The organism is Anoxybacillus sp. MB8, from assembly GCF_011006755.1.
Taxonomy (GTDB): Bacteria; Bacillota; Bacilli; order Bacillales; family Anoxybacillaceae; genus Anoxybacillus; species Anoxybacillus gonensis.
In genome coordinates, this window is sequence record NZ_RXXX01000001.1 from 49624 (window position 1) to 76494 (window position 26871).

Below are 26871 nucleotides of genomic sequence, written 5' to 3' on the forward strand. Positions count from 1 at the left end.
GATCATCCTTTAGCAACGATTTTTATATCTGGTCCGATCATTTGAACATGTTTCACTTGCAAGCGAAGCGCATCAATCATTCGTCCAAAACCTTCTCCGCCGATTGCTGAAGGTGCTTCATTCCCACCGATTAGCATCGGTGCCATATATGCTAGCACTTGTTGAACGGAACGCGAAGATAAAAAGCTGCCGTGCACATGGGCTCCACCTTCAACAAAGATGGACATGATGTTACGCTTACCAAGCTCACGTAAAAAAGATGGTATATCAATTTTATTCTCATTCATGCGAATCATTTGTACACCTGCACGTTCATATGGCTTCATTTGTTCTTCTGTGACGTGATGGCCGACGACGATCCATGTTGGCGCCATCTGATCTGTGACAACATTCGCATGAAGCGGTGTGCGCAAATGCGTATCAAGCACAATACGAATCGGTTGCTTTCCTTCATGACCGAAACGAACAGTTAAACTCGGATCATCCGCCAAAATCGTGCCAACGCCGACAACGATCGCATCGTGCATGCGTCGCTCGCGATGTACATCACGCCGTGCTTCTTCCGACGTAATCCATTTGCTTTCACCTGTTTTCGTTGCAATTTTTCCATCTAAACTCATCGCATACTTTAACGTCACATACGGTGTTTTCGTTGAAATATAATGAAAAAACATTTCGTTTAACGCATCCGCTTCTTCTTTCAACACCCCGACGGTAACATCAATTCCCGCTCGCCTTAATTTTTCAACGCCTTTTCCTGCAACGAGTGGATTCGGGTCCGTCGTCGCCACAACGACACGTTTCACCTTTTTTTCAATTAACAAATCGGCACAAGGAGGCGTCCTTCCATAATGACTGCACGGTTCAAGCGTCACATAAACGGTTGCTCCTTCCGCTTTCTCGCCTGCCATGCGCAACGCATGGACTTCTGCATGCGGCTCTCCTGCTTTTAAGTGCGCCCCAAAGCCGACAATTTCACCATTTTTTACAACAACTGCGCCAACGAGCGGATTGGGCGATGTTTGTCCACGTGCTGATTCAGCTAACTGTAATGCGAAACGCATATATTGCTCGTCCATATCACACCACCTTTCCCTACAAGAAAACATTTGAAGCTATACAGTTCCGTTATCTACTAAAAATAACAAAACCCTAGGAACGATGTCCTAGGGCAAGATGTATATGAAGATCGCCTTTTTTGCATAGCAAAAATAACCCATCGCCAAACTTATTTTTCTAATAAGTGGCGTGAGTTTTCGGCAATCCTTCTCCCATCCAGACTATACTGTCGGCTCCGGAATCGCACCGGATCATGCCTTAACGGCTCGCGGGCTGAGAAACATACGTTTCATTACCGCCGGTCGGGAATTTCACCCTGCCCCGAAGGATGCGTTTATTCCATTTTTATTCATTATAGCACAATAAAACGAAATGTCTATTATTTTGCAATAACCAGCCAATACACTGCTCCCCAAACGAAGCTAACAAACAAAAGGATGAAAAATAGTAGCCAGTTTTTTTTCATTTTTCATCTTCCCTTTATTGTTCGTCCCACACTTTCACTTCTTTCATGACATCGCCATTTTTCATTGCCTTGACAACATCCATTCCAGCAGTAACTTGGCCAAACACCGTATGTACACCATCTAAATGCGGCTGTGGTTCGTGGCAAATGAAAAATTGACAACTTCCTGTATTGCGACCGCGATGCGCCATCGACATCGCCCCTTCGATATGTTTATGTGGATTGTTGTCCGTTTCGCACGGAATCGTATAGCCTGCATCGCCTGTTCCATTTCCAATTGGACAGCCTCCTTGGCTTACAAATCGCTTAATGACACGATGAAACGTCAACCCGTTATAAAATCCTTCGTTCGCTAATTTTTCGAAATTCGCAACCGTTGTTGGCGCTTCATTCGGGAATAGTTCAAATTCCACCTTTCCACCGTTCTCCATTAAAATGTATCCTTTTTTCTTCATGAAACTTTTCCACCTTTCTATCGTAAAAACAAATGTAGCTTCATTTTACTATATTTCGCTTCTATGTTCACGCAAATGTTTGTACAATAGTACAGAAAGAGATTGAAGGAGGTTATGAAATGAAGAAGTGGTTTACGATATTTATTTTATTGTTGTTTATGATTCCATCAGTTAGTTTGGCTGATGCGATTGAAGGAGACGTCATTATTACGCTCGGAGAAAATTTAACAGAGCAGCAAAAGCAACAAATATTAAAAGAAATGAACGCACCGGAAAACGCTGAAATCATTACGGTCACAAATGCAGAAGAACATAAATATCTCGGCGACATTATTCCGAAAGGACAAATCGGAACGAAAGCCATTTCGTCATCAAAAATTACGATTGGAGCACCAGGTTCAGGTCTGCAAGTCGAAACAAATAACATTAACTGGGTAACAAAAGAAATGTATATGAATGCGCTCATTACTGCAGGAGTGAAAGATGCAGTCATTTACATTACCGCACCGTTTCCTGTATCCGGAACAGCTGCGTTAACAGGGTTAATGAAAGCGTACGAACTTTCATCGAATGAAACGATCCCTGATGAAGTGAAAAAGGTAGCGAACGAAGAAATGGTGAAAACGGCACAGCTTGGCGAATCCATCGGAAACGATCAAGCGGTCGCGCTGCTCGCAAAAATTAAAGAAGAAATAGCGAAAAATCCACCAAAAACAGATGCGGATATGCGTGCACTCATTGAACGGATTGCTCAAGAACTTGGCATTACGCTAACAGAAGACGAAATAAACAGCTTGCTTTCTTTGTTTAATAAAATGAAAAACGTGAACATCGACTGGAATCAAGTAAACGAACAGCTTGCTCAAGCGAAAGACAAGCTATCTGCTTTTTTACAAACGGAAGAAGGGCGAACGTTTATTCAACGCATCGTCGATCTTTTGCGTGAAATATGGAACGCCCTTCGCGGAGCGTTTGGAGCGTAACGCCTACCTATGCATAAACGAGCAATAACCGAGGTGAAGACCTCGGTTATTTTTTTACTTTCGTTTTAAGCGGCAAGTCGAGTCGAATTAAATCTTCATACGTTTCGCGTTTCACGACAAGCTCTGCTTCACCGTCTTCAACAAATACGACCGCTGGACGCGGAATGCGATTGTAATTATTCGCCATCGCATAACCGTAAGCACCGGTACAAAAAACAGCTAAATAATCGCCCGGTTGCGCTTTCGGAAGCGGCAAGTCCCAGATGAGCATGTCTCCTGACTCACAACATTTCCCAGCGATCGCTACTACTTCTTCACAATGTTCATGCATGCGGTTAGCTAACACCGCTTCGTATTTTGCCTCATATAGCGCCGGGCGAATATTGTCGCTCATTCCACCATCTACGGCAACATATTGCCGAACGTTTGGCACTTCTTTACGGGAACCGATCGTATAAATCGTTGTCCCTGCATCTCCAACAAGCGAGCGACCTGGTTCAATCCAAATTTCGGGAAAAGGTAGATCAAATGATGCGACATTTCGTTTCACTTCTTCAATAATTTGTTCGACATATTGTTCCGGTGCAAGCGGATCATCTTCTTTCGTGTAACGAATGCCAAAACCGCCGCCAAGATTGACCACTTGTGCAGTAAAACGGTACGTATCACGCCATGTAGCAAGTTTCTCAAATAGCTTTTTCGCTGCAAGAACAAAACCTGTCGCATCAAAAATTTGCGAACCGATATGACAATGAATGCCCAGCACATGAAGATGGGAAGAAGCGAGCGCACGCTGTAAAGCTTCATCCGCTTGTCCATTATGCAAATCAAATCCAAATTTCGAATCTTCTTGACCTGTTAAAATATAGTCGTGTGTATGTGCCTCAATGCCTGGTGTGACACGTAATAAAATAGGCATCGTATATTCATGCGCACAGCAAAGCTGTTGCAGTAGCTGTAACTCATAAAAATTATCGACGACAACACAACCGATTTTCGCTTCAATTGCCATTTGCAGTTCTTCTTTACTTTTATTGTTGCCGTGAAAATGAATGCGTTCGACCGGAAATCCAGCAGCTAATGCGGTGTACAGCTCACCACCGGAAACGACATCGAGAGATAATCCTTCTTGTTCCATCAATTGCACGATGGCAATTGTCGAAAACGCTTTGCTTGCATACGCCACTTGCGCACGTACACGATGTTTATCAAACATTCGCTTAAACGCTCGCGCACGCTCACGAATGAGAGCAACATCATAAACGTAAAGCGGGGTTCCGTATAGGCGAGCTAAGTCAATCGTATCAACACCGCCAATTTCTAAATGTCCCCGATCATTTATTCGCATCGTTCCGTGCATAATTATACATCCTCCTGATGATTCCGAAATAATTAAAGAAAACGTACCATAAATTTTGGTACGTTTCAACCTTTTTATGTCGGTTGTTTTTGTTTATTTTGCGGATGTACGATGCTTGGGCGAATCGATGAACCAGCTACAGACCGCCGCACGATAATTTGCATAAACGCCCCAGGATCAAATGGAATAAACGGCCATAAATATGGGGTATTTAATGAACGAATGTTGGCAAGGAAAAGTAAAAAGATCGTGACGCCAATCATAAATCCAGGGACACCAAACAATGCAATGACAACTAAAAATAAAAGACGAAAAATTTTATTGGCAATGCTTAATTCATAGCTCGGTGTCGCAAAAGAACCGATCGCAGCGACAGATACATATAAAATCACTTCTGGTACAAATAGCCCAACGTCAATGGCAATTTGTCCAATTAATGCAGCTGCAATTAAACCCATTGCCGTAGACAACGGTGTTGGAGTATGGATGGCAGCCATCCGTAAAAACTCAATACCAATATCAGCAATAAGCAGCTGGACAAAAATAGGGATATTTGTTTTTTCATTTGGCCCGATATACGCCAATTTTTCCGGTAGTAACGATGGGTCAAGCACAAACAAAAACCAAAGCGGGAGTAAAAAAAGCGAGGCAAAAATGCCTAAAAATCTCACCCATCGGACGAACGTTCCTACCGCTGGAGATTGTCGATATTCTTCCGCATGTTGAACGTGATGGAAATACGTTGTTGGCGTAATAATGACGCTTGGCGACGTATCGACCATAATGATCACATGTCCTTCTAATAAATGTGTGGCAGCGACGTCTGGTCGCTCTGTATAACGAACGAGCGGATACGGATTGTATCCTTGTTTCACTAAAAATTCTTCAATTGTTTTATCCGCCATCGTTAATCCATCAATTTGAATTTCGTTTAATTCTTTTTTAATAAGTTCGACAAGTCCGGGATCGGCTACGTCTTGAATATATGCAATACAAATGTCTGTTTTTGAACGTTCGCCCACTTGCATCATTTCAAAGCGAAGCCGTTCATCTCGAATGCGTCTACGCGTGAGCGCCGTATTGACGACAATATTTTCAACATAGCCATCGCGCGCCCCTCGCACCACTTTCTCGGTATCTGGTTCTTCGGGTGAACGCCCTGGATAGCTGCGCACATCGACAGCGAACGCTTTCGTTTCTCCGTCAATAAACAATAAAATTAAACCGGTTAACAAAAAATCAACCGCTTCATCTAAACTTTTCACTGGATTCACTTGTTGGTGAACGAGACGGTTTTCGATAATATCTGGCAACTTCGCTGGTTGTCGCTCGCGATCATTGACTTGAACAAGCATTTCAAGCAGTTCAATAATATATTGTGTATCACAAAGACCGTTACAATAATATAAGTGAACATCTGTTTTTAAAATGTTCAATTTACGGACGCCTAAATCGAAGCTCGTCCCGACCCCGATCGCATCTTTGAAAAACTGTTCGTTTTCATTCAACTTCGGAGAAATCGGTGTGTAACTTTCTGTTTTCATCGCGTTTGCTCCTTTCGAGAATATATTCAATCGCTTTGCGCGTAATCGGGCAACCGTTGCGAATATCATCACGACGTCTCATTTTTCCGATATCGCCAATTCCAACAACAATTGGGATAGGTAATTGATCTAAACAATATACCGTATCTCCATTTACTCGACCGAATTCCCACTCAGCAATTCCTTCTTTATCGACACCGTATGATGTGAAGTTCCCATCATAATCAATGCAAATATTTACTTTTGTCCATTCTTGATTGTTCGTATCAGACGCAACCGCTATCGCTCCAAGTACATCGATTTGCTCATGCGTCGCGACGTAACGAAGCGCTTGTTCACCTGCCCCTTCGCCGATAATTCCGCTATCATCAAACATGACAAAAACAGGATCATGCGGCGTTTGCAAAATAAGTTCAACAAGCTGTTTCCCTGTTAGACGCGATGGATTGCCTTGCGATTGGCTAATGCAACGCGCACCAAATTGTTTTGCTAACCATTCGAGCGCACGCCGCACATGCTCATCTCCATCTGTCACTAAAATCACTTTCCTTTTTTTCATTCGATCCTTCCTCTCGGTTTACAAACAATAGCGGTCATCCATGCAACGAAGATTGGAAAAGAAAGAAAAAAGACGACATTTGTAAAGTCCCCCGTTTTTACCGCTTGTATACAAGAAGCTCCAAGATGAACAAGTGTCGTTTCTACTCCTGCATGCGCAAATGACTGAATAAAACGATATACACCGACCGATTCGAGCGCTATACCGATGAATACAAATATCGTCATCATGCGAATAAACGACCACTTCCTTAGCAACAACTGTCCGATTAGCGCCAATGTACCACCGATGACAAATGCATATACGTACGTTTCCATTTTTACGTCACCGCTTCAATGGCAATCGCATGAGCGATCGCTGGAATCGTTTGATGTTGTTTCACCATCGTACTATTAAACAAAGCTCCTGTCGCAATAACGAGCATCGTTTTTATTTTTTTCTCCCTCATCTGTTCAAGAAAATAACTGTACGTGACAACGGCACAACACGCGCACCCGCTCCCGCCCGCAAACGCTTGCTGTTCTGCATCGTAAATGAGCACGCCACAATCGTCATATCGCTCGCTTATGTTCATGTTCGCCTCATGACATAATGCCTTAAGTTCGCTGCTTCCGACTTTTCCTAAATCTCCTGTAACGATCACATCATACGATGTCGGTGAAAGTCCACAGTCTGCAAAATGTTGCTTGATCGTGGCAAATGCGGCCGGCGCCATCGCACGTCCCATGTCGAGCGGATTCGTTATACCGCTATCGATTACTCTTCCAATCGTTGCTGCGCGAATGCGAAAGGGGGAACGTATCGTACTTAATAATGCGGCCGCTCCGCCAGTCACGGTCCACGATGCACTTTCTCCCTTCTGGACACCCATTGTCGTCGGAAAGCGAAATTGACGTTCTGCCGCTCCGTAGTGGCTGCTCGTTGCCACTAACACGCGGCGAGCAAACGTTCCGTCAATAAACGTAGCGGCAACGAGCATCGCTTCCGTAATCGTTGAACAGGCGCTAAATACTCCTAAAAAGGGGACATCTATTTCTTTGGCAACATAGTTCGCAGTGACCGTTTGATTGAGCAAATCCCCCGCAATAAATAAGTCAACGTCTTTTGTTTGTACGTTTCCGTTTGTTAAACAAATCGTAATCGCTTCTTTCATCAACCGCCGTTCTGCGAGCTCCCAACTTTGTTCATCGCAATATAAATCGTCATAAGCTCGATGAAATGACGAACCGAGTGGACCTTCACGCTCTTTCGGACCGACAACCGTGCCGACCGATTCGATATAAATGTCAGTATCGAATATAATCGTTTGTTCCCCTACTTTTTTCATGTAACCCCCCCTTTTATAAAAACAATGACGCAACATATGATGCCGCCACTAACGTCACAATGATGCTCCCGCCAACAGAAAGCATATGTTCTGCCGCTCCTTCATTGCGATATTCGAGCGCGCTTGCGCTCCATATGTTTGCTAAACTCATCATCGGCACAATCATTCCTGCCCCTGCAAACTGTGTGAACTGGCGATACAATCGAGTAGGCGTCCATATTGCCGCACATACGATCAACGTCCCGTTCATCCACCGAACGGCTTCTGGCTCATTCATATGAAACCATACGCTGTACATATCGATGAGCGCTTGTCCAATGACAGCAATAACCCCTCCGAACAAAAATGCTTTTCCCATCTGTCTCCCCCTATCGATCAACAAAATATATCCAATGAAAAAGAGAGCCTGCTACTTTGCCAAATACCATCGCCATTAATAACACGACAATTTGTTCATCAATGCCGAGTCGTTTCGCTAAAATCGGAAATACGTTTAATACTTCCGTTAAGGCCGCAGCAAGCATGCCGACAAATACACCGCTAAGCAATCCGATGACGCTTGCTAACATAGGCGGAAAAGAAAAAAGGGGGTCACGCAAGCTCACCCAACTGCTTACGACCGCACCGAGTACAACGCCCCATTCATACGTCGCAATCCATTTCATCGTTTTTGTAAGCTGTGTCAATCGCGGAATGACACCAAGAACGGTTAAAAACGCCACAAAACCAGAACCGACAGCTAATCCTCCTGCCAATCCGACAAATGCTACAATCAGCTCACGAATCATCGTCCATTCGCCTCATCGCTTCTTTATTTTCATGCATAATGACATATTGATCGAGCGACTGTTGGTATTGAAACATTTCGACTTCAAGTGGGCTCGGCTCTTCATTAATTCGCTTTTTAAAAAAATGATTGAAAAATAAAATCATCCCGAGACCTAATCCGAGGGAATACGGGATTTGAAACCATAACGGTTTGTCTACTTCTTTTCCTGTGATTACCCGATACAGACGTTGTTGTACTTGTTGCATGCTCACATCTTCGTGAAAATTCATAATCGCAAGCCCCGATCCGATAAATAAAAGAAGCCAAACGATTGGAACATATAAATAGCCCCATCTCTTTTTTTCATAAACGACTTCAACGATCGTTTGTGACGGTCCGAGCGACTGAATATCATCATGCGGCGCAACGGCCATTAATGCTTTCATCACATGCATGACATCAATAATAACAATGTTTCGATCTTTTTTTTGCACGGTATAAATCGGGGTTTGCACAATATCGTCCATTCGTTTCTTTGCGACGACTTGTGCAACATCTCCTACTCGAACCGTCGCATTCGGCTGCACTTGCACACGATGACGCATTTTCAAAAAAATCGTCTCTTTCATACTCACACCTTGCTTCCATCATTGTATTTGTAGTATGAGATATGACCTTCCTCCGTATGCATAAAAAGCCCGAACGGACTTATTCATCCATTCGGGCTTTCATTTGTTGCAATATTTTTTTTTCTAAACGAGATACTTGCACTTGAGAGATGCCTAATCTAGCTGCCACTTCTGATTGCGTTTGATCTTTATAATAGCGCAAATACACGATTAATCGTTCGCGTTCATCTAATTCTTCCATCGCTTTTTTCAACGCAATTTTATCAAACCAAACATCTTGTTCGTCTGCAATTTGATCAAGCAACGTAATCGGATCGCCATCGTTTTCGTACACCGTTTCATGAATAGATGCGGGCGAACGAATCGCTTCTTGCGCTAATACAACGTCCTCAGGTGAAATTTCCAAAAATTGAGCAATTTCATTCACCGTTGGGACGCGACCGTTTCGCTTCGATAACTCATCTTTTGCCTTGCGAATTTTATTCCCGATTTCTTTTAATGAACGGCTCACTTTCACCGATCCGTCATCGCGAATGAAACGTTGAATTTCTCCAAGAATCATCGGTACTGCATACGTTGAAAATTTGACGTCATACGATAAATCAAATTTATCGACGGATTTCATTAAACCGATACAACCGATTTGAAACAAATCTTCTGGCTCATATCCTCGGTTTAAAAACCGTTGCACAACCGACCAGACAAGCCGCATATTTTTTTCGATAATCTCATCGCGCGCTTGCTGATCCCCTTGCTGGCTCCTCCGAATCAACTCTTTGATTTCATGGTCTTTGACAGCTTGTACCTCGACATCCATAGGCACGTCTCCCTTAATTGCATAGCGCTTTGCTTTTCGTTAAATGCTTAATCAACTCCACGGTCGTTCCTTCATTCACTTTTGAGTAAATGTTTACTTCATCCATAAAATTTTCCATAATCGTAAATCCCATACCGGAACGCTCGAGCTCTGGCTTTGTCGTAAATAACGGCTGTCGCGCTTCTTCCACGTTTTCGATCCCTTTTCCATGATCGCGAATCGTTAAATGGACTGTATGTCCTTCAATGATGACAGAAATGTAGACGACGCCGCTTGGATCATTTTCATAACCGTGAATAATCGCATTGGTTACAGCTTCAGATACGACTGTTTTAATTTCCGTGAGCTCATCGAGCGTCGGATCGAGTTGCGCAACGAACGCAGCAACTGTCACACGGGCAAACGATTCATTTTGGCTGAGGGCGGAAAATTGAAGATGCATTTCATTTCTCATTTACGCCACCCCCAACGTTTGTAATGCGTACTGTTCATTGACTTCTAACCGAATAATTTTAAACAACCCTGACATATCAAACAAACGCTTAATTGACGGAGAAACAGAGCAGACGACCATCTCTCCACCCATGCGTTGAATTTGCTTATATCTTCCTAAAATGACACCTAATCCTGAACTATCCATAAACGTTAGCTCATTTAAGTTTAAAACGATCGCTTTTATTCGCTCTCGCTCTAATACATCCGTCATTTCTGCGCGCAACTGTTCTGCGGTATGATGATCTAGCTCACCAGCTAATCGTACGAGCAATACATGTTGTTTCACTTCTAATTGAATCGATAAACTCACGATCATTTCCTCCTTATCCGTTTAGGTTAAGGAAGAATTCGATTTGTTTATGCGTCAATCCTTCTTCCCGACAAAACTAGTCGCCATTCGTCTCGTTTCGTCAAGATGTGCGCGAGAATGAGCTAAACATTCGTTTAAACAACTCCCACATATTTGCTTCTTCCACTTGCTCTTTTGCCACTAAAGGACTTTTCGCGATCACCACTCCATCTTTTTTCACAATGAGCGTACCGAGCACATCTCCTTTTTTCACAGGCGCTTTCACTTTTTTATTTAATTTCCACGTCGTTTTTACCGCTTCTGATTTTTCCCCTTTCTTTAACAAAACAGAAATCGGCTCAGACGTTACAGCCGCAACCGCCTTTTTCTTTCCTTTGCTGACAGGAAGCATCGCAATCGTTTCATCTTTTTTATAAAGCGGTTTCGTTTCGTAATGGCTAAACGCGTAATCTAACATTTTTGTAATTTGTGCGTTTCTCGCCTTTGGCGTCGGAGCTCCGAACACGACAGCGATGACGCGCATGTTTCCTTTTTTCGCCGTTGCAGTTAAACAATATTTCGCTTCGCTCGTATAGCCTGTTTTTAATCCGTCGACACCTGGATAAAATTTTACGAGCCGATTTGTATTCACAAGCCAAAACTTTTTGTTCGTATTTTCTCTTAAGTAGTCTTCATATGTGCCTGTATATTTTGTAATTAAATCGTATTTTAATAGCTCTTTTGCCATCACCGCCATATCATATGCGGTACTATAATGATTTTTTGCTGGCAAACCTGTCGTATTTTCAAATGCCGTATGCTTGAGCCCAAGCTGTCTTGCTTTTTCGTTCATCAGATGGACGAACGCTTCTTCTGATCCTGCAATTCGTTCTGCTAATGCAACCGAAGCATCATTGCCCGATCCGATGGCGACACCTTTTAATAAATCGTCAACAGTCATTTCTTCCCCGGGTTCTAAAAAAATTTGCGATCCGCCCATCGATGCAGCGTATTCACTTGCTCGCACCCGTTCGTCTAACTTTAGCTTTCCTTGATCAATCGCTTCCATAATAAGAAGCATCGTCATAATTTTCGTCATACTTGCTGGCGGAAGCGGCTCATGGGCATTTTTTTCATACAAAACAGCCCCTGTGTCTCGTTCAATTAAAATGGCTGATCGCGCCTCTGTCGCTAACTCCACTTTTGGTTGTTCCGCGTGCACAGATACGATCGGGAAAAATAATAACGTGATGGCAAGCACATAAAAAAATCGCTTCATCTCCAACCCTCCATTTCTTTATACTTGCCATCCTTTCCATTTTTTATTTTTTTATACATAAAAAAACCTGAAGGAACGAATCCTCCAGGTTACGAAATTTTATCGTAAATTAATGTTGGCGCTTGGACAGGTGTCGTAGAAATGCGAATGTTTTCATATAGTTTTTGTTTCACATCATCAATTTGTTCACGGTTGCTGTAAATCGTAACGAGCGATTCCCCTTTTTTCACCGCATCGCCAACTTTTTTACGAAGCACTAAACCGACCGCTAAATCAATCGTCGATTCTTTCGTTGCACGCCCAGCACCGAGCCACATCGCTGCCGTTCCAACCGCATCGGCAACGATTTCTGATACGTATCCGTCTTCTTTCGCCTCAAGTTCAATCACATATTTCGCTTGAGGCAATTTGCTCGGATCATCGACAACGGACGCATCGCCACCTTGTGCAGCTAAAAACGTTTTAAACGTTTCAAGCGCTGAACCGTCTTTCATCGCTTTTTCTAACATATGGCGCGCTTCTTCAAGCGAAGATGCTTTTTCAGCTAAATATACCATATGGCTGCCAAGTACTAAACAAAGTTCTTGTAAATCGTCCGGACCTTCCCCTTTTAACGTATCGATCGCTTCTTTTACTTCGAGGGCGTTTCCGATCGCATAACCGAGCGGCTGACTCATATCGGAAATAATCGCCATCGTTTTACGTCCAACACGGTTTCCAATATCGACCATCGCTTTCGCTAATGCTTTCGCATCGTTTAAATCTTTCATAAACGCGCCCGCACCTGTTTTTACGTCTAACACGATCGCATCTGCACCGGCTGCAATTTTTTTGCTCATAATCGATGAAGCGATTAACGGAATGCTATTGACCGTTGCTGTTACATCGCGAAGCGCATACAATTTTTTATCGGCTGGTGTTAAGTTGCCAGACTGACCGACAACAGCAATTTTATTTTTATTTACAAGCTCAATAAATTCGTCGTTGCTAATTTCAACATGAAATCCTGGCACGGATTCTAATTTATCAATTGTTCCGCCTGTGTGACCAAGGCCGCGACCAGACATTTTTGCAACCGGAACGCCGACAGATGCAACAAGTGGACCTAACACTAACGTTGTTGTATCACCCACACCGCCCGTTGAGTGTTTGTCAACTTTAATTCCTTCAATTCTTGAAAGGTCGATCGTATCCCCTGAATGTACCATCGCCATCGTTAATTCAGCTGTTTCTTCTTCGTTCATGCCACGGAAAAAAATCGCCATCGCTAATGCGCTCATTTGATAGTCAGGAATATCACCTTTTGTATAACCTTCAATGATAAAATGAATTTCTTCTTTCGTTAATGCGTGGCCGTCACGTTTTTTCTCAATTAAATCGACCATTCTCATCGTCATTCACCTTCTCGTTTATTTTTTCGCCATGTTGCGCACGATCGCTTTTACAAATCGTAAAAAGTCAGCTTTTACTTTTTCTGTCGTTTCGATCACTTCATCATGTGTGAGCGGCTGATCTAAAATGCCTGCAGCCATATTAGAAATGCATGAAATGCCTAACACTTCCATTCCTCCATGGCGAGCGACGATCACTTCAGGTACCGTAGACATACCGACTGCATCACCGCCCATGACACGAATCATACGAATTTCTGCTGGTGTTTCATATGCTGGACCTGTATTGGCGACATATACCCCTTCACGTACACGCAATCCAATTTCATTCGCCACGTCTTTCGCGAGTTGACGAAGTCGTTTACTATATGCTTCCGACATGTCTGGGAAGCGCACACCAAGTGCCGAATCATTCGGACCGATCAGCGGATTGCCACCCATGTTATTAATATGATCTGAAATAATCATTAAATCCCCTGGTTCAAACGATTCATTTACACCGCCTGCCGCATTTGTCACAATTAATTGTTCAACACCAAGCGCTTTCATCACGCGTACAGGGAATGTTACCTTTTCAAAACTGTATCCTTCATAATAATGGAATCGCCCTTGCATCACGATGACAGTCGCACCTTCTAACTGGCCGTATACAAGTTGACCGGCATGTCCTTCGACTGTCGATACAGGGAAATTTGGAATATCACTGTACGGAATTTTAATCGCTTGTTCAATTTCATCTGCCAACACACCTAAACCAGAACCAAGAATTAAGCCGATTTGCGGTGAAGTTGGAAACTTTTCTTTTAAAAATTGCGCGGCTTGTTCAATTGCTGCTCGATTCATTTTGTCACGCTCCTTATTTCAACTCATGTAAAAAGCTCGTTCCGTATTTCGGCATATTTACACGGAAGTTTTCCGCAATTGTTGCTCCAACGTCTGCAAACGTTTCACGCAACGGAAGTTGTTTTCCTCCGTTCATGCTCGGACTATAAACGAGAAGAGGCACATATTCGCGCGTATGATCGGTTCCGTGATGAACCGGATCATTTCCGTGGTCCGCCGTAATAATTAATAAATCGTCTTCTTTTAAACGTTCAAACACTTCTGGTAAACGGGCATCAAACTCTTCTAACGCATCGCCGTATCCTTTTGGATCGCGACGATGACCGTATAATGCATCAAAATCAACAAGGTTCACAAAGCTGAGTCCTGTAAAGTCCATTTGTAACGTATCGACTAATTTGTCCATTCCGTCCATGTTTGATTTTGTGCGCAACGTTTGTGTCACACCTTCGTTATCGTAAATGTCAGCAATTTTACCGATGGCGATCACATCGTATCCTGCATCTTGTAATTCATTCATGACTGTACGACCAAACGGTTTTAACGCATAATCGTGACGATTCGCTGTCCGTTGGAAACTTCCTGGCTTCCCAATGAATGGACGAGCAATGACACGACCGACCATATATTTTTCATCAAGCGTCAATTCACGCGCAATTTTACAAATACGATACAATTCTTCTAACGGAATGATTTCTTCATGCGCTGCGATTTGCAACACTGAATCGGCTGACGTATATACAATAAGCGCACCTGTTTCCATATGTTCAGGGCCAAGCTCATCGATAATCGCTGTGCCACTTGCTGGTTTATTCCCGATCACTTTTCTTCCTGTTCGTTTTTCTAATTCATCAATCAGCTCTTTTGGAAATCCGTCAGGAAACACTTGAAACGGCGTATCAATGCGAAGACCCATTAACTCCCAATGTCCTGTCATTGTATCTTTTCCAGCCGATGCTTCTTGCATTTTCGTAAAATAAGCAAGCGGCTTTTCTGCTTTCGGAATCCCTTGGATTTCACGAATATTGCTTAAGCCTAACTTCGCCATGTTCGGCATATGTAAGCCACCGCGATGTTCGGCAATATGCCCAAGCGTATCCGCACCTTTGTCGTTATATTTTTCGGCATCTGGCGCTTCACCAATTCCAACTGAGTCCATCACAATTAAAAATACGCGTTTATATGTAGGCTTCACCGTTTTACCTCCCCAATCGCTTCATTCGCTTCATAGCATACCCACTATGAAACAAAATCACGCATCATTCGTATTTGTCAGAAGTCTGACAACTAAATTATAAAACGTTTTCATAATGAATTGCAATAAAAAAACTGTGACAAATCATCGTCACAGTTATGCTCTCGGATGAAACTGCTTGTACACGTCTTTTAAGCGCGTTTTCGTGACGTGCGTATAAATTTGCGTTGTCGAAATATCTGCATGTCCAAGCATTTCTTGCACGGCGCGTAAATCGGCGCCATTTTCTAATAAATGCGTTGCAAATGAATGGCGCAACGTATGTGGCGTTAACGTTTTTTGAATGTTTGCTTCTTGGGCGAGCCGTTTTAAAATTTTCCAACACCCTTGCCTTGTTAGCCGCTCGCCGTGATGGTTTAAAAACAATGCATCTGTCGTTCCTTTTTTTCGTTGCAGCAACTCTGGACGACCTTGTTCCATGTACCGTTTTAATGCTTCTGTCGCCATTTTTCCGATCGGAACGATTCGCTCTTTCCGCCCTTTTCCGTAACAACGAATAAACCCCATCGTTAAATGAACATCGGATATGTTTAATTGAATAAGCTCACTCACGCGAATGCCTGTCGCATACAACAACTCGAGCATCGCCTTATCCCGAATGCTAAACGGCGTGTTTTGTTTCGGTGCTTCCAATAACGCTTCAACTTCCGCCATCGACAACACGTTTGGCAATTTTCTCGGCAGTTGCGGTGTTTCAATATGAACAGTCGGATCTTGGTCGACTACTTTTTCACGTAATAAAAATTGATGAAATGACCGAACAGACGCCAGATGGCGCGCAATCGTTTTTGGCGAGCTTCCTTTTTCTTTTAAAAACTTTAAAAATTGCATAATATGAAAACGGGTGACGTCATTCCAACGACATCGTTGCTCAACTTTTTGTAAATATTGAACATATTTTTTTAAGTCACGTTCATATGATACGATCGTATTATGAGCTAAATTTCGCTCAACAATTAAATAGTGAATAAAATCTTTTACTTGATCTTCCACACGCATCCTACTCCCCGTTTTGATAAAAAAACAACAATCGATCGAGCCAATTCGTTTCTTGCCGTTCAGTCGTTGATACTTTCACAGCTGATCCCATCGGCTCGTCGTAACGACGGTAATAGTTATATTCCTCGCTCATCCATACAATACTATAATAAAATAAAATCGTACATCCCGTAAATAAAAGAAACACTTTTAACACGTCCACCATTCTTTTCATCGCATACCTCCGTCAACTGTCATATAGTAAGAGGATATGCCCGTTTCATCGCATTTTATACATAAATGAAAAAACCTTTTCATAGACGAAAAGGTTTACTGTTCTTCATGCTTCTCTTGACAACGATAACAAATGCCGTGAAATGTTAAACGGTGATCTTTAATTTTAAAATTCCAATCCCGTTCTACAATCGCTTCGACATCTTCTAATAAATCTTCTTGAATTTCATCGACCGCCCCACATTCAATACACACTAAATGGTGATGAAAATGCGCCGCACCTTCCTTACGAAGATCGTAGCGGGAAACGCCATCCCCGAAGTTAATTTTATCGACAATTTTCAATTCTGTTAATAGCTCCAACGTGCGATATACTGTCGCTAACCCTATTTCCGGTGCTTTTTCTTTCACGAGGAGGTAAACATCTTCCGCGCTTAAATGATCTTCTTCATGTTCAAGCAACACACGTACCGTCGCTTCCCGTTGCGGCGTTAATTTATAGCTTGCGGCATGCAATTGTTTTTTAATTCTTTCAAGGCGACTTTCCATTTTCATTCCCTCCCTCGTTACTCATTCTCATTATAACAAAAGAAAGGAACGTGTCAAAATAAAATGATTACAAACTGATAAATAAAATGATTATTAAATAATAATTATTTTTCTATTAATTCCACAACTTCTTTCATGAGCAACGGGGATACGTATGCTTCAAGCGAAGATGCAAACACTAATGCGATGCTAAACGATAACATGACAAACGTATAACGAAGCATCGCTCGAAAAATTGGTTCGGACGTTCGTTTCACAAATTGATGTCGAATCATTTTTAAAGAAAACGAAATCGATACAGCGGCCATCATAATAAAAATGGGAACGAGAATAATATTTTGCGGGACGACAGAGACGAAAGCTAACAAAAATCCGTTCCATCCCATTTGATTGACTAAAAATCCAACGGTAAAACCGACAACAAGCCCTTTTAAAAATAATAAAATTAAAATAAGTGGTAACCCTACAAGCGACATCGCTAAAATCCACATCAGCCCAATATATTTTAAATTTTGTAAAAAACTTTCTTTCCATACGTCATGCGCACTTGCAATATGTCCCGCAGACACTTGTCCAAAAAAATTCGTTAAATAATAATATAAATCTTGTTTTTGACTGAAACTTAAACTGTTGACAACAATCGCGCCAAAAACAACGCCCATCACAAAAAGAACGACGGTAAACACATATGTCGTATAATGCTCTTGTACATGCTGCCCCCATGTTGTCGTCCATGATCGCTTTCTCATCGCTCCATCCCCCTACACGTTCTGTTACTACATTGTATGGGAAAAGGAGCGTGATATGACAAAAAGCGGTCGAGATGACCGCTTTACGCCTGCAATTGCCAATATAAAAGAGCATAAATCGTTTTTGCGTCATAAATTTGTTTTTCTTCGACCATGTTTAGTGCTTCTTCTAACGTCACTTCAAGCACATCGACAAACTCGTCATCATCAAGCATTTGCTTTTCGCTTTTTTTCGTTAACCCTTTCGCAAGAAATATATGTACTAATTCATCTGCAAACCCCGGCGATGTGTAGAAAGAGTGAAGCGGCTCCATTTTTTCGCATACATATCCTGTTTCTTCTTCTAGCTCACGCTTAGCTGTTTCGATCGGTGCCTCCCCTTTCTCAAGTTTTCCGGCTGGAATTTCAACAAGCACTCGCTCTAACGCTTTTCGATATTGACGAACGAGCACCATTTTATTTTCTTCTGTTATCGCAAGCACCGCAACCGCTCCAGGGTGTTTAACAATTTCACGCTTGCTCGTTTCCCCGTTTGGCAACAACACATCTTCCACATATACGTCAATCACTTTTCCAGAAAAAATGCGCTTTTGATTTATCGTTTTTTCATATAAATGATCCATCGTTTCACCACCATGTCATTTTTCATTTCCATTGTACTACATGAACAAAGACAAATGGAAAACTTATTCGTTATAATGATTAAAAAGGAGTGGGAACATGAAAAAACGGAAACTTGGACATTCACATTTATATGTAAGTGAAATTGGCTTTGGCTGCATGTCGCTCGGTACGTCGGAAAGCGATGCGATTCGCATCATTCATGAAGCGATCGATCAAGGCGTAAACTACTTCGATACAGCCGATTTATATGATCGTGGGTTAAATGAAGAAATTGTCGGTAAGGCATTAAAAGGAAAACGACACGATGTCATCGTTGCGACAAAAGTAGGAAATCGTTGGACGGAACAAGGAAACGGCTGGACATGGGATCCGTCAAAAGCATACATAAAACAAGCGGTGAAACATAGCTTACGACGATTACAAACCGATTATATTGATGTATATCAACTACATGGCGGGACAATTGATGATCCGATCGATGAAACCATTGAGGCGTTTGAGGAATTGCAACAAGAGGGCATCATTCGTTATTACGGCATTTCCTCTATGCGTCCAAACGTCATTCGCGAATATGTGAAGCGATCGCGCATCGTTTCTGTCATGATGCCGTATAGTTTGCTTGATCGCCGCGCTGAAGAATGGTTTCCGCTTTTGAAGCAACATAACGTGAGCGTCATTGCTCGCGGACCGCTAGCGAAAGGATTATTAACTGAACGTCCGATTGAACGAGCAAGCGAAAATACGAAACAAAACGGCTATGTCGATTATTCGTTTGCCGAGTTAGTGACGCTCATTCCAAAATTAAAAGCGGTTGCTCCGAATGAAACGCTTACGGCGATTGCCCTTCGTTTTTGTTTAGCAAATGAAGCAGTAGCTACAGTCGTTCCAGGCGCAAGCCGATTATCGCAACTAATCGAAAACGTCGCTGCTCAATCAGTAACATTGAGCGATGAACAAATAGCTATCCTAAAACAACTGACAAAACAAACGATGTTTACTGATCATCGGTAACCGAGGGTGTTCGCCCTCGGTTATTTAAATTTTCGCCAATCTAAGTCACTTTCTTCTAACCATTCAGCAAACGTTTTATTTTTTTCTCGCTTACGAGCTTCTTCCTTGCGCTTTGCTTCCTCTTCTTCTTTTCGTTTTTGTTCTTCCTCTTGCAGTTGCTTTTGTTTTTGCTTAAGCTGTTCGATCAGTTGCTCATTTAATCGATCTTTTAGCATAAACATCCCTCTCTTTCTCCAAACTAATCATGACTAAAACATAAAGGAGTGAACTTTTATGGCAAAAAATAAAAGCCAAAAAGGAAAGCCGACAGCCGATACGGTTCGTCCTGTCATTGCAAAGGAAGAATTAGAAAAAGCGATTCATCCGACAAAACGGCAAAATTCTCCGCAATAAGAAGGGGGCATTCGGCCCCTTATAAAATATCTGTAATATGCGGCATATGTTGTTCAATCCAAGCAAGCGCTTCATCTAACTGCACGAACGATTGTGTTTCAAATGTCATCTCATCTTGCAGCAGCCAGACATCGCGCTCGTCGTTTAAAAATCCTGCAACGGACCAATGAAGTAAACTATACGGATGGTTATTGTACAAAAACGACACCCATGTTTTTTCTTTTACGATTTTTCGAAGACGATTCACTTGATCATTCACAACAATCACTCTTTCTATGTCAATTACGTATACATCCTTATTTTAACTCAATATCGGAAAATAAGAAAAGAGCTCTCGCAAAAGAGACCTCTTTTCATTATCGCTTCTTTCATTGTTGTTTCGGCATTCGACGACGATAAACAACGTAACTTCGGCTTAAATAACGAAACGGCATACTAAATACATGAACTAATCGCGTAAATGGCCAAACAACGAAAATACATAAAGCGGAGACGATATGAATTTTAAACCAAATCGGTACGCTTTCCATATACGTTGGATCAGCACGAAACGTTAAAACGGTGCGAAACCAAGGGCTGATCGTTGTGCGATAATCAAAGCCGTTTGCGTTCACGTTCAACGATGTAGAAGCAAAACCAGTCAACATGACAATCGCTAATAAAATTAAAACGAGCCAATCTGCTTTACTGCTTGTTAAGCGAATGCGTTTAACGGTTAAACGACGTTGGATGAAAATAACTAAACCAACAATAGAAACGATCCCTGCCGGAAGACCGAACGCGATGGCTAGCGTATGATACGTATGTTCAGAGATGCCGATCGCATCATAAAACGATTTTGGAATAAGAATCCCCATGACATGACCGATAAAAACAAAGATGATCCCCCAATGAAATAAAATGCTTCCGAGCCGCAACGATTTTTTTTCAAGAAATTCGCTCGATTTTGTCGTCCATCCGAACTGATCGTGTTGATAACGATAAATGTGCCCACCAATGAAAATAGTTAAAACGATGTAAGGGAAGTATCCCCAAAGAAATTGTTCGAGCAATTACGACACGCTCCCTTCCGCAAGTTTACGCACGCCAATTTCCTCAAGTGCCATAAGCAACACATCGAATAAAATGGCGTAATAACTTTCCGCCGCAATTAACTGTTCACGAATGTGAGACATATGATTGAAATATTTTTGCATAAGCGGCTGAACATACACACGTTCGGCTTGCGACGCAAATTCAAGCATAAGTGGCAAGTAATCTGGCAACTCTCGCTCTGTTATGTCAAAACCTGCTGATTTGTACAGCTGCTTCAATTGTAACAGTTCGATTCCACGTTCTCTTTGTTCGCCTGTGCTCATATATGTGACGTATAAATTTGTTTTTTTGCCAAAATCAAACGTATACACATATGTTTCAATCCATGACGTTTCATCCGTTTGTTTTACATAATCAATAAATTTTTGTATGTTTTGCACAATAGGGCGATGCGGAATTTGTTGACTAAACATTGCACAATCATCAAGTTGGTCACGCCATTGTCGATCTGGGTATGATAACAAATACGAAACGATTTCAAACACCGTTTGTACATGAGCATAATCCATTTAAATCCTCTCCCTTTATGACGAAATGGTACCGCATGAACCTGGTCCACCCATAAACGATAATCCGCACGTTCCTTGTTCCGCATATAATTCAGCTACTTGTTCGCGATGCGATGCTGGAATGACGAAACGGTCGTTGTATTTAGCAATCGCTAATAGACGGTACATTTCTTCAATATCTTCTCCGTTTAACCCTAACGACTGAATCATTTGTTCATTCGGTTGTTTATTTGTTTGTAGCGCACGCATATATAAACGCATCGCTGCCATTTTTTTCAGCACTGTACGAATATGTGATTGATCACCAGCCGTTAATAAATGAGCTAAATACTCAATTGGAATGCGCATCTCATCAATGGCTGGGAAAATGTCGTATTCACTTGCCCTGCTTCCTTTTCCTTCAATCATATTTGTAATTGGGCTTAATGGCGGAATATACCATACCATTGGCAACGTCCGATATTCTGGATGTAACGGTAATGCGATTTTCCAATCAACGATCATTTTATAAATTGGTGATTTTTGTGCCGCCTCAATCCACGCTTGTGGAATTCCTTCTTCTTTCGCTTTCGCAATGACTTCCGGATCATGTGGATTTAAGAAAATCGATAGCTGCGCTTCATACAATTCTTTTTCATCTGATACGCTCGCTACTTCTTTTACACGATCTGCATCATACAGCATGACTCCGAGGTAACGCACGCGCCCTACGCACGTTTCAGAACAAATTGTTGGCAATCCAGCTTCTAGTCGTGGGAAACATAATGTACATTTTTCCGCTTTGCTTGTTTGCCAGTTGAAATACACTTTTTTATATGGACAGCTTGATACGCAATATCGCCAAGCACGGCAAGCATTTTGATCTACGAGTACGATGCCGTCCTCCTCTCGTTTATACATCGCTCCAGATGGACAGCTTGATACGCATGGAGGATTAACACAATGCTCGCAAATGCGCGGTAAATACATCATAAATACTTGTTCAAATTCCGCTTGAATCGACTGCTCCATTTTCACTACGTTTGGATCTTCTAATGCTGTGACATGCGCACCAGCTAAGTCATCTTCCCAGTTCGGCCCCCATTTTAACTCCATAAACTCTCCAGTCAATGAAGATTTTGGACGTGCGACAGGCTGATGTTTTTTCTCAGGGCTATTTGTTAACGTTTCATAATCGTAATTCCACGGTTCATAATAATCGTCGATCGTTGGTAAGTTCGGATTGTAAAATAAATTGAGTAATCGATTTGCTTTCGAGCCCGCCTTTAGCTGTAGCTCCCCATTTTTCAACTCCCAACCGCCTTTATATTTCTCTTGATCTTCCCATTTTTTAGGATAACCGATACCAGGTTTCGTTTCTACGTTGTTAAAATACATATATTCGGCACCTGGACGATTCGTCCAGGTGTTTTTGCATGTGACGCTGCACGTATGGCAGCCAATACATTTATCTAAGTTCATTACCATGCCAATTTGTGCTTTAATCTTCAAGCCAATCAACCTCCTTCAACTTGCGAATAATGACGTTCAAGTCGCGTTGGTTTCCAGTCGGACCGTAATAGTTAAATCCATAGCTTAATTGCGCGTATCCTCCGATCATATGCGTCGGTTTGACATGAATGCGTGTCGGACTATTATGCGTACCGCCGCGATTGTTCGTTAATTTTGATCCCGGTACGTTAATATGCCGATCTTGAGCATGATGCATAAATGCAATTCCTCTCGGAAGGCGGTGAGAAACGACTGCACGCGCAACAACGACACCGTTTCGGTTGAAACATTCAATCCAGTCGTTATCTTGAATGCCTGCTTCTTCCGCGTCTTCTTTACTTAACCAAATAGTTGGACCGCCGCGGAATAGCGTCAACATCGGTTGCGAATCAAAATACATACTATGAACAGACCATTTATTATGCGGCGTTAAATAATTGAGCGTAATCTCTTTTCCTTCGACATCCGGACGATTTTTTTGGAACGGTTTATGTTGCAAAATTGGCTTAAACGTTGCCATCGTTTCACCAAACTCTTGCATTAACTCATGATCAATATAAAATGATTGACGCCCTGTTAACGTTCGCCAAGGAATAAGTCGTTCCACGTTTGTCGTAAATGGCGAATAGCGACGTCCACCTTTTTCCGACCCACTAAATGCTGGTGAGGTAATGACTGTTTTCGGTTGCGCTGTAATTTGTTCAAATGTAAAGCATTCTTCTTCCCGCTCTTCCGCTAAATCTTTTAATTGTAAATTCGTCTTTTTCTCAAGAGATTCCCATGCTTTTACCGCTACATGACCATTTGTTGTTGATGAAAGAGTTAAAATGGCTTCAGCTACTTTTTTCGCATCGCTTATATCTGGGCAGCCATTCGCAACAGTGGCGCCTCGAACCGTTCCTAACACATGTTTTAATTTTTCATATTCTTCTTCTACCGACCATGTCATACCTTTTACACCAAAAGGGGCTTTGACAACATTTGGACCGAGCGCTGTCATTTTTTCAAATATTTTTGTGTAGTCCCGCTCAACGACGTGAATTTGCGGCATCGTTTTTCCTGGAATCGGCTCACATTCACCTTTACTCCAATCTTTAATTTTTCCAAACGGTTGTGCTAATTCTTGTGGTGTATCGTGAAGGATCGGTGTCGCCACAACTTCTTTAACTGGCATCATGCCTACTTCTTCCGCTACTTGTGATACGGCCTTTGCAAGCGATTTAAAAATTTCCCAATCTGAACGTGCTTCCCATGGTACGGCAATCGCAGGATTAAATGGATGAATAAACGGATGCATATCTGTACTGCTTAAATCATGCTTCTCATACCATGTTGCTGCAGGTAATACAACATCAGAATATAACGCCGTTCCAGCCATTCGGAAATCGAGGTTAATAAGCAAATCTAATTTTCCTTCAGGTGCTTCCTCACGCCACGTTATTTCTTGCGGACGAAGACTATCTTTGTCATCGTTCATTAATCCGTGCGACGTACCGAGCAAATGTTTTAAAAAGTATTCATGTCCCTTTCCTGAACTTGAAATTAAGTTAGCACGCCAAACGATTAAATTGCGAGGGAAGTTTTTCTCGTTGTCTGGGTCTTCAATTGCAAAACGTAATGTTTTCTCTTTTAACTGCTTCGCTACATATGCTCCAATGTCTTCGACTGTTTTTGCCCCTGATGCGACCGCTTCGTTGTAAAGATCAATTCCGTTTTTTTCGAAAGTTGGATAAGAAGGCAACCAACCTAAACGAGCCGCAAGAACATTGTAATCAGCATAATGTTGATAACGTGCTTCTTTGGCAAGCGGCGATACGAGCTGTCCAACTGGTGTGTCCTCATAACGCCATTGGTCTGTCGCAAAATAGTAAAATGATGTTCCGTTTTGCAATTTCGGTGGTGCTTGCCAGTCACGCGCCATCGCAATCGTTTGCCAACCTTCTACCGGACGCAATTTTTCTTGACCAACATAATGCGCCCAGCCTCCACCGTTTACTCCTTGTGCGCCAACGAATAAAACGAGATTTAAAACGGCTCGATAAATTGTATCGGAGTTAAACCAATGGTTAATTCCTGCACCGACGATAATCATTGAACGCCCTTTTGTATCTACCGCATTTTGCGCAAACTCACGCGCAATTTGAATAACAAGGTCACGTTTTACGCCTGTTATGCTTTCTTGCCATGCTGGTGTAAACGGTACGAGATCATCGTACGTTTTCGCCACTTCCCCGCCAATACCACGGTCCACTCCATAGTTCGCAAGAACTAAATCGTATACAGTCGAAACGTACAATTCCTCGTGCCCAATATGCACACGTTTTACAGGTATCGCGCGTTTTAAAATTTTGTTTCCATCATGTGAAAAGTATGGAATTTGTACCGTTGCGATTTCGTCTTCTATTCCTAACATCGTCAAACGTGGCTCGATCGCTTCTTCTGTTTCTTCGTCTACCATTTTTAAATTCCATTTCCCTTTATTTTCCCAACGTGATCCAATCGTTCCGTTCGGAATGGCAAAATCGTTTGTTCGATCATTCCAAAGCGCTGGCTTCCATTCCCCGTTTGTCGTATTTCGTCCGATATCAGATGCATGCAAGAAACGATCCGCAATCAATTCGCCGTTTTCTTTCTTTTTGAGCGTAATTAAAAACGGAAAATCGGTGTATTGTTTTGCGTAATTCATAAAATATTCTATTTGTTGATCAACATAAAACTCTTTTAAAATGACGTGTCCCATCGCCATCGCTAAAGCGCCATCTGTCCCTTGTTTCACGCTTAACCATTCATCTGCTAGCTTCGTCGATTCAGCAAAATCTGGACTAATCGAAACGACTTTCGTTCCTTTATATCGCACTTCCGCTAAAAAATGAGCGTCTGGCGTACGCGTCATCGGCACGTTTGATCCCCATGTCATAATGTAACCGGCATTGTACCAGTCGCTACTTTCTGGCACGTCCGTTTGATCTCCCCAAATTTGCGGCGAAGCTGGAGGTAAATCTGCATACCAATCATAAAAACTTAAGATAGGACCTCCCATAAGCGACATAAAGCGAGCACCTGCTGCATGGCTTACCATCGACATGGCCGGAATAGGAGAAAATCCGACATTTCGGTCTGGACCGTACTTAATTACTGTATAAAGTAAAGACGTCGCAACAAGCTTTAATACTTCATCCCACTCTGCGCGCACAAATCCACCTTTTCCACGCGCTTGCTTATAACGTTTCGCTTTGTCTCGGTTCTCGACGATGCTTTTCCAAGCATCAAGCGGATTTTTATGTTGTTGCAACGCTTCGCGCCACATATTTAACAGCACGCCACGAACATATGGGTATTTGACACGAAGTGGACTATAAATGTACCACGAAAAACTCGCTCCCCGTGGGCAGCCTCTAGGCTCAAAGTCTGGCATATCAGGTCCGGTTGTTGGGTAGTCAAGCTTTTGTCCTTCCCATGTCACGATACCGTCTTTTACATAAATATTCCAACTACATGAGCCCGTACAGTTGACACCATGTGTTGAACGTACAACTTTGTCATGTTGCCATCTTCTGCGATATATTTGCTCCCAATCACGATCTTGATATGTGACTTCACTATGTGCATCCGCATGACGTTCAATCGGCTTCACGTAGTTCAAACGCTTGAACAATGGTGATTTCTTTTTCACATCTCTCACTCCTCTTCATGATGAAATCCTTCTATCTTCACTATA

Annotated in this window: 30 protein-coding genes and 1 riboswitch; of the genes, 2 read left to right on the top strand and 28 right to left on the bottom strand. The window is 42.3% G+C overall.

The window, feature by feature from the left end:
- Positions 1-2 precede the first annotated feature (2 nt).
- On the bottom strand, positions 3-1079 hold the full coding sequence (gene ribD / locus EKC99_RS00310; RefSeq protein WP_163149803.1) for a bifunctional diaminohydroxyphosphoribosylaminopyrimidine deaminase/5-amino-6-(5-phosphoribosylamino)uracil reductase RibD: 1077 nt from the start codon (positions 1077-1079) through the stop codon (positions 3-5).
- A gap of 180 nt (positions 1080-1259) precedes the next feature.
- A riboswitch (FMN riboswitch) is annotated at positions 1260-1392 on the bottom strand.
- A gap of 147 nt (positions 1393-1539) precedes the next feature.
- Positions 1540-1980: a peptidylprolyl isomerase gene (locus EKC99_RS00315; protein ID WP_163149806.1), complete on the bottom strand. Its 441-nt coding sequence runs from the start codon at positions 1978-1980 to the stop codon at positions 1540-1542.
- A 119-nt stretch (positions 1981-2099) separates the two neighbouring features.
- Here EKC99_RS00315 and EKC99_RS00320 point away from each other — a divergent pair, with 119 nt between their 5' ends.
- Complete coding sequence (locus EKC99_RS00320) at positions 2100-2963, top strand: DUF1002 domain-containing protein (protein ID WP_009373791.1); 864 nt, start codon at positions 2100-2102, stop codon at positions 2961-2963.
- A gap of 46 nt (positions 2964-3009) precedes the next feature.
- Here EKC99_RS00320 and lysA read toward each other — a convergent pair whose 3' ends face one another.
- The 20 genes from lysA to EKC99_RS00420 all read right to left on the bottom strand — a co-directional run bounded on the left by lysA (position 3010) and on the right by EKC99_RS00420 (position 18653).
- The gene (lysA, locus tag EKC99_RS00325; protein ID WP_026011837.1) at positions 3010-4329 is read right to left on the bottom strand and encodes a diaminopimelate decarboxylase; all 1320 of its coding nucleotides are present in this window, start codon (positions 4327-4329) and stop codon (positions 3010-3012) included.
- A gap of 68 nt (positions 4330-4397) precedes the next feature.
- On the bottom strand, positions 4398-5867 hold the full coding sequence (locus EKC99_RS00330; protein ID WP_009373794.1) for a spore germination protein: 1470 nt from the start codon (positions 5865-5867) through the stop codon (positions 4398-4400).
- Positions 5824-6426, bottom strand: a complete 603-nt coding sequence (gene spoVAEA, locus EKC99_RS00335; protein ID WP_163149809.1) for a stage V sporulation protein SpoVABEA — start codon at positions 6424-6426, stop codon at positions 5824-5826. Before spoVAEA ends, EKC99_RS00330 begins: the two co-directional genes overlap by 44 nt.
- The gene (locus EKC99_RS00340) at positions 6423-6743 is read right to left on the bottom strand and encodes a SpoVA/SpoVAEb family sporulation membrane protein (RefSeq protein ID WP_019418503.1); all 321 of its coding nucleotides are present in this window, start codon (positions 6741-6743) and stop codon (positions 6423-6425) included. Before EKC99_RS00340 ends, spoVAEA begins: the two co-directional genes overlap by 4 nt.
- A gap of 2 nt (positions 6744-6745) precedes the next feature.
- The gene (gene spoVAD, locus EKC99_RS00345) at positions 6746-7753 is read right to left on the bottom strand and encodes a stage V sporulation protein AD (protein ID WP_035066894.1); all 1008 of its coding nucleotides are present in this window, start codon (positions 7751-7753) and stop codon (positions 6746-6748) included.
- Between the two features lie 13 nt (positions 7754-7766).
- Positions 7767-8111 carry a SpoVA/SpoVAEb family sporulation membrane protein gene (locus EKC99_RS00350; RefSeq protein WP_009373800.1) on the bottom strand — a complete coding sequence of 115 codons (345 nt, stop codon included), beginning with the start codon at positions 8109-8111 and terminating at the stop codon, positions 7767-7769.
- Positions 8112-8121: 10 nt separating this feature from the next.
- Positions 8122-8541: a stage V sporulation protein AB gene (locus tag EKC99_RS00355; protein ID WP_009373801.1), complete on the bottom strand. Its 420-nt coding sequence runs from the start codon at positions 8539-8541 to the stop codon at positions 8122-8124.
- Positions 8531-9151: a stage V sporulation protein AA gene (locus tag EKC99_RS00360; protein ID WP_009373802.1), complete on the bottom strand. Its 621-nt coding sequence runs from the start codon at positions 9149-9151 to the stop codon at positions 8531-8533. The genes EKC99_RS00355 and EKC99_RS00360 overlap by 11 nt, the downstream gene beginning before the upstream one ends.
- 79 nt (positions 9152-9230) lie before the next feature.
- The gene (gene sigF / locus EKC99_RS00365; protein WP_035066892.1) at positions 9231-9968 is read right to left on the bottom strand and encodes an RNA polymerase sporulation sigma factor SigF; all 738 of its coding nucleotides are present in this window, start codon (positions 9966-9968) and stop codon (positions 9231-9233) included.
- Positions 9969-9981: 13 nt separating this feature from the next.
- Complete coding sequence (gene spoIIAB / locus EKC99_RS00370; RefSeq protein WP_004889709.1) at positions 9982-10422, bottom strand: anti-sigma F factor; 441 nt, start codon at positions 10420-10422, stop codon at positions 9982-9984.
- A complete protein-coding gene (gene spoIIAA, locus EKC99_RS00375; protein ID WP_021095893.1) occupies positions 10423-10773 on the bottom strand; it encodes an anti-sigma F factor antagonist in 351 nt (116 codons plus the stop codon).
- A 100-nt stretch (positions 10774-10873) separates the two neighbouring features.
- Entirely contained in the window at positions 10874-12031 is a 1158-nt protein-coding gene (locus EKC99_RS00380; RefSeq protein WP_163149811.1) for a D-alanyl-D-alanine carboxypeptidase family protein, read from the bottom strand.
- A gap of 89 nt (positions 12032-12120) precedes the next feature.
- Positions 12121-13422, bottom strand: a complete 1302-nt coding sequence (locus EKC99_RS00385; RefSeq protein WP_009373809.1) for a pyrimidine-nucleoside phosphorylase — start codon at positions 13420-13422, stop codon at positions 12121-12123.
- An 18-nt stretch (positions 13423-13440) separates the two neighbouring features.
- Positions 13441-14265 (bottom strand): purine-nucleoside phosphorylase, encoded by an 825-nt coding sequence (locus tag EKC99_RS00390; protein WP_009373811.1) that lies wholly within the window; start codon positions 14263-14265, stop codon positions 13441-13443.
- 13 nt (positions 14266-14278) lie between these two features.
- Positions 14279-15460: a phosphopentomutase gene (gene deoB, locus EKC99_RS00395; protein WP_009373813.1), complete on the bottom strand. Its 1182-nt coding sequence runs from the start codon at positions 15458-15460 to the stop codon at positions 14279-14281.
- 156 nt (positions 15461-15616) lie between these two features.
- Positions 15617-16513 (bottom strand): site-specific tyrosine recombinase XerD, encoded by an 897-nt coding sequence (gene xerD, locus EKC99_RS00400; RefSeq protein ID WP_009373815.1) that lies wholly within the window; start codon positions 16511-16513, stop codon positions 15617-15619.
- A 7-nt stretch (positions 16514-16520) separates the two neighbouring features.
- Positions 16521-16733 carry a YqzK family protein gene (locus EKC99_RS00405; protein ID WP_163149814.1) on the bottom strand — a complete coding sequence of 71 codons (213 nt, stop codon included), beginning with the start codon at positions 16731-16733 and terminating at the stop codon, positions 16521-16523.
- Positions 16734-16828: 95 nt separating this feature from the next.
- Positions 16829-17281 (bottom strand): ferric iron uptake transcriptional regulator, encoded by a 453-nt coding sequence (fur, locus tag EKC99_RS00410; RefSeq protein WP_009373818.1) that lies wholly within the window; start codon positions 17279-17281, stop codon positions 16829-16831.
- A 104-nt stretch (positions 17282-17385) separates the two neighbouring features.
- A complete protein-coding gene (gene spoIIM, locus EKC99_RS00415; protein WP_009373822.1) occupies positions 17386-18030 on the bottom strand; it encodes a stage II sporulation protein M in 645 nt (214 codons plus the stop codon).
- 83 nt (positions 18031-18113) lie between these two features.
- Positions 18114-18653, bottom strand: coding sequence for an NUDIX hydrolase (locus EKC99_RS00420; protein ID WP_009373823.1), 540 nt, complete (start codon positions 18651-18653; stop codon positions 18114-18116).
- Between the two features lie 97 nt (positions 18654-18750).
- Between EKC99_RS00420 and EKC99_RS00425 the strand changes: the two genes are divergently transcribed.
- Positions 18751-19665 (top strand): aldo/keto reductase, encoded by a 915-nt coding sequence (locus tag EKC99_RS00425; RefSeq protein ID WP_163149816.1) that lies wholly within the window; start codon positions 18751-18753, stop codon positions 19663-19665.
- Between the two features lie 20 nt (positions 19666-19685).
- On the opposite strand, the gene EKC99_RS00430 is transcribed toward EKC99_RS00425, so the two are convergent.
- The 6 genes from EKC99_RS00430 to EKC99_RS00455 form a co-directional block, all read right to left on the bottom strand.
- Positions 19686-19886, bottom strand: coding sequence for a DUF3886 domain-containing protein (locus EKC99_RS00430; protein WP_009373831.1), 201 nt, complete (start codon positions 19884-19886; stop codon positions 19686-19688).
- A 191-nt stretch (positions 19887-20077) separates the two neighbouring features.
- Positions 20078-20317: a DUF2552 family protein gene (locus tag EKC99_RS00435; RefSeq protein WP_163149819.1), complete on the bottom strand. Its 240-nt coding sequence runs from the start codon at positions 20315-20317 to the stop codon at positions 20078-20080.
- A gap of 109 nt (positions 20318-20426) precedes the next feature.
- Positions 20427-21110 carry a respiratory nitrate reductase subunit gamma gene (gene narI, locus EKC99_RS00440; RefSeq protein WP_006318166.1) on the bottom strand — a complete coding sequence of 228 codons (684 nt, stop codon included), beginning with the start codon at positions 21108-21110 and terminating at the stop codon, positions 20427-20429.
- Positions 21111-21662 (bottom strand): nitrate reductase molybdenum cofactor assembly chaperone, encoded by a 552-nt coding sequence (narJ, locus tag EKC99_RS00445; RefSeq protein WP_006318164.1) that lies wholly within the window; start codon positions 21660-21662, stop codon positions 21111-21113.
- Between the two features lie 15 nt (positions 21663-21677).
- Positions 21678-23153, bottom strand: a complete 1476-nt coding sequence (narH, locus tag EKC99_RS00450; RefSeq protein ID WP_163149822.1) for a nitrate reductase subunit beta — start codon at positions 23151-23153, stop codon at positions 21678-21680.
- A complete protein-coding gene (locus EKC99_RS00455; protein WP_035066887.1) occupies positions 23143-26826 on the bottom strand; it encodes a nitrate reductase subunit alpha in 3684 nt (1227 codons plus the stop codon). Before EKC99_RS00455 ends, narH begins: the two co-directional genes overlap by 11 nt.
- Between the last annotated feature and the right edge of the window lie 45 nt (positions 26827-26871).

Coding starts and splice junctions, on each gene's coding strand:
- EKC99_RS00405 (WP_163149814.1), bottom strand. CDS start 16,733: ATGAAAAGAATGGTGGACGTGTTAAAAGTGTTTCTTTTATTTACGGGA.
- EKC99_RS00360 (WP_009373802.1), bottom strand. CDS start 9,151: ATGAAAGAGACGATTTTTTTGAAAATGCGTCATCGTGTGCAAGTGCAG.
- EKC99_RS00315 (WP_163149806.1), bottom strand. CDS start 1,980: ATGAAGAAAAAAGGATACATTTTAATGGAGAACGGTGGAAAGGTGGAA.
- EKC99_RS00380 (WP_163149811.1), bottom strand. CDS start 12,031: ATGAAGCGATTTTTTTATGTGCTTGCCATCACGTTATTATTTTTCCCG.
- EKC99_RS00430 (WP_009373831.1), bottom strand. CDS start 19,886: ATGTTTATGCTAAAAGATCGATTAAATGAGCAACTGATCGAACAGCTT.
- EKC99_RS00385 (WP_009373809.1), bottom strand. CDS start 13,422: ATGAGAATGGTCGATTTAATTGAGAAAAAACGTGACGGCCACGCATTA.
- spoIIM (WP_009373822.1), bottom strand. CDS start 18,030: ATGAGAAAGCGATCATGGACGACAACATGGGGGCAGCATGTACAAGAG.
- EKC99_RS00330 (WP_009373794.1), bottom strand. CDS start 5,867: ATGAAAACAGAAAGTTACACACCGATTTCTCCGAAGTTGAATGAAAAC.
- EKC99_RS00355 (WP_009373801.1), bottom strand. CDS start 8,541: ATGATTCGTGAGCTGATTGTAGCATTTGTCGGATTGGCAGGAGGATTA.
- EKC99_RS00340 (WP_019418503.1), bottom strand. CDS start 6,743: ATGGAAACGTACGTATATGCATTTGTCATCGGTGGTACATTGGCGCTA.
- fur (WP_009373818.1), bottom strand. CDS start 17,281: ATGGAAAGTCGCCTTGAAAGAATTAAAAAACAATTGCATGCCGCAAGC.
- narJ (WP_006318164.1), bottom strand. CDS start 21,662: ATGGATTATGCTCATGTACAAACGGTGTTTGAAATCGTTTCGTATTTG.
- ribD (WP_163149803.1), bottom strand. CDS start 1,079: ATGGACGAGCAATATATGCGTTTCGCATTACAGTTAGCTGAATCAGCA.
- EKC99_RS00390 (WP_009373811.1), bottom strand. CDS start 14,265: ATGAATCGAGCAGCAATTGAACAAGCCGCGCAATTTTTAAAAGAAAAG.
- spoVAEA (WP_163149809.1), bottom strand. CDS start 6,426: ATGAAAAAAAGGAAAGTGATTTTAGTGACAGATGGAGATGAGCATGTG.
- EKC99_RS00320 (WP_009373791.1), top strand. CDS start 2,100: ATGAAGAAGTGGTTTACGATATTTATTTTATTGTTGTTTATGATTCCA.
- spoVAD (WP_035066894.1), bottom strand. CDS start 7,753: ATGAAAAAAGTAGGGGAACAAACGATTATATTCGATACTGACATTTAT.
- EKC99_RS00425 (WP_163149816.1), top strand. CDS start 18,751: ATGAAAAAACGGAAACTTGGACATTCACATTTATATGTAAGTGAAATT.
- spoIIAB (WP_004889709.1), bottom strand. CDS start 10,422: ATGAGAAATGAAATGCATCTTCAATTTTCCGCCCTCAGCCAAAATGAA.
- sigF (WP_035066892.1), bottom strand. CDS start 9,968: ATGGATGTCGAGGTACAAGCTGTCAAAGACCATGAAATCAAAGAGTTG.
- EKC99_RS00350 (WP_009373800.1), bottom strand. CDS start 8,111: ATGGGAAAAGCATTTTTGTTCGGAGGGGTTATTGCTGTCATTGGACAA.
- EKC99_RS00420 (WP_009373823.1), bottom strand. CDS start 18,653: ATGGATCATTTATATGAAAAAACGATAAATCAAAAGCGCATTTTTTCT.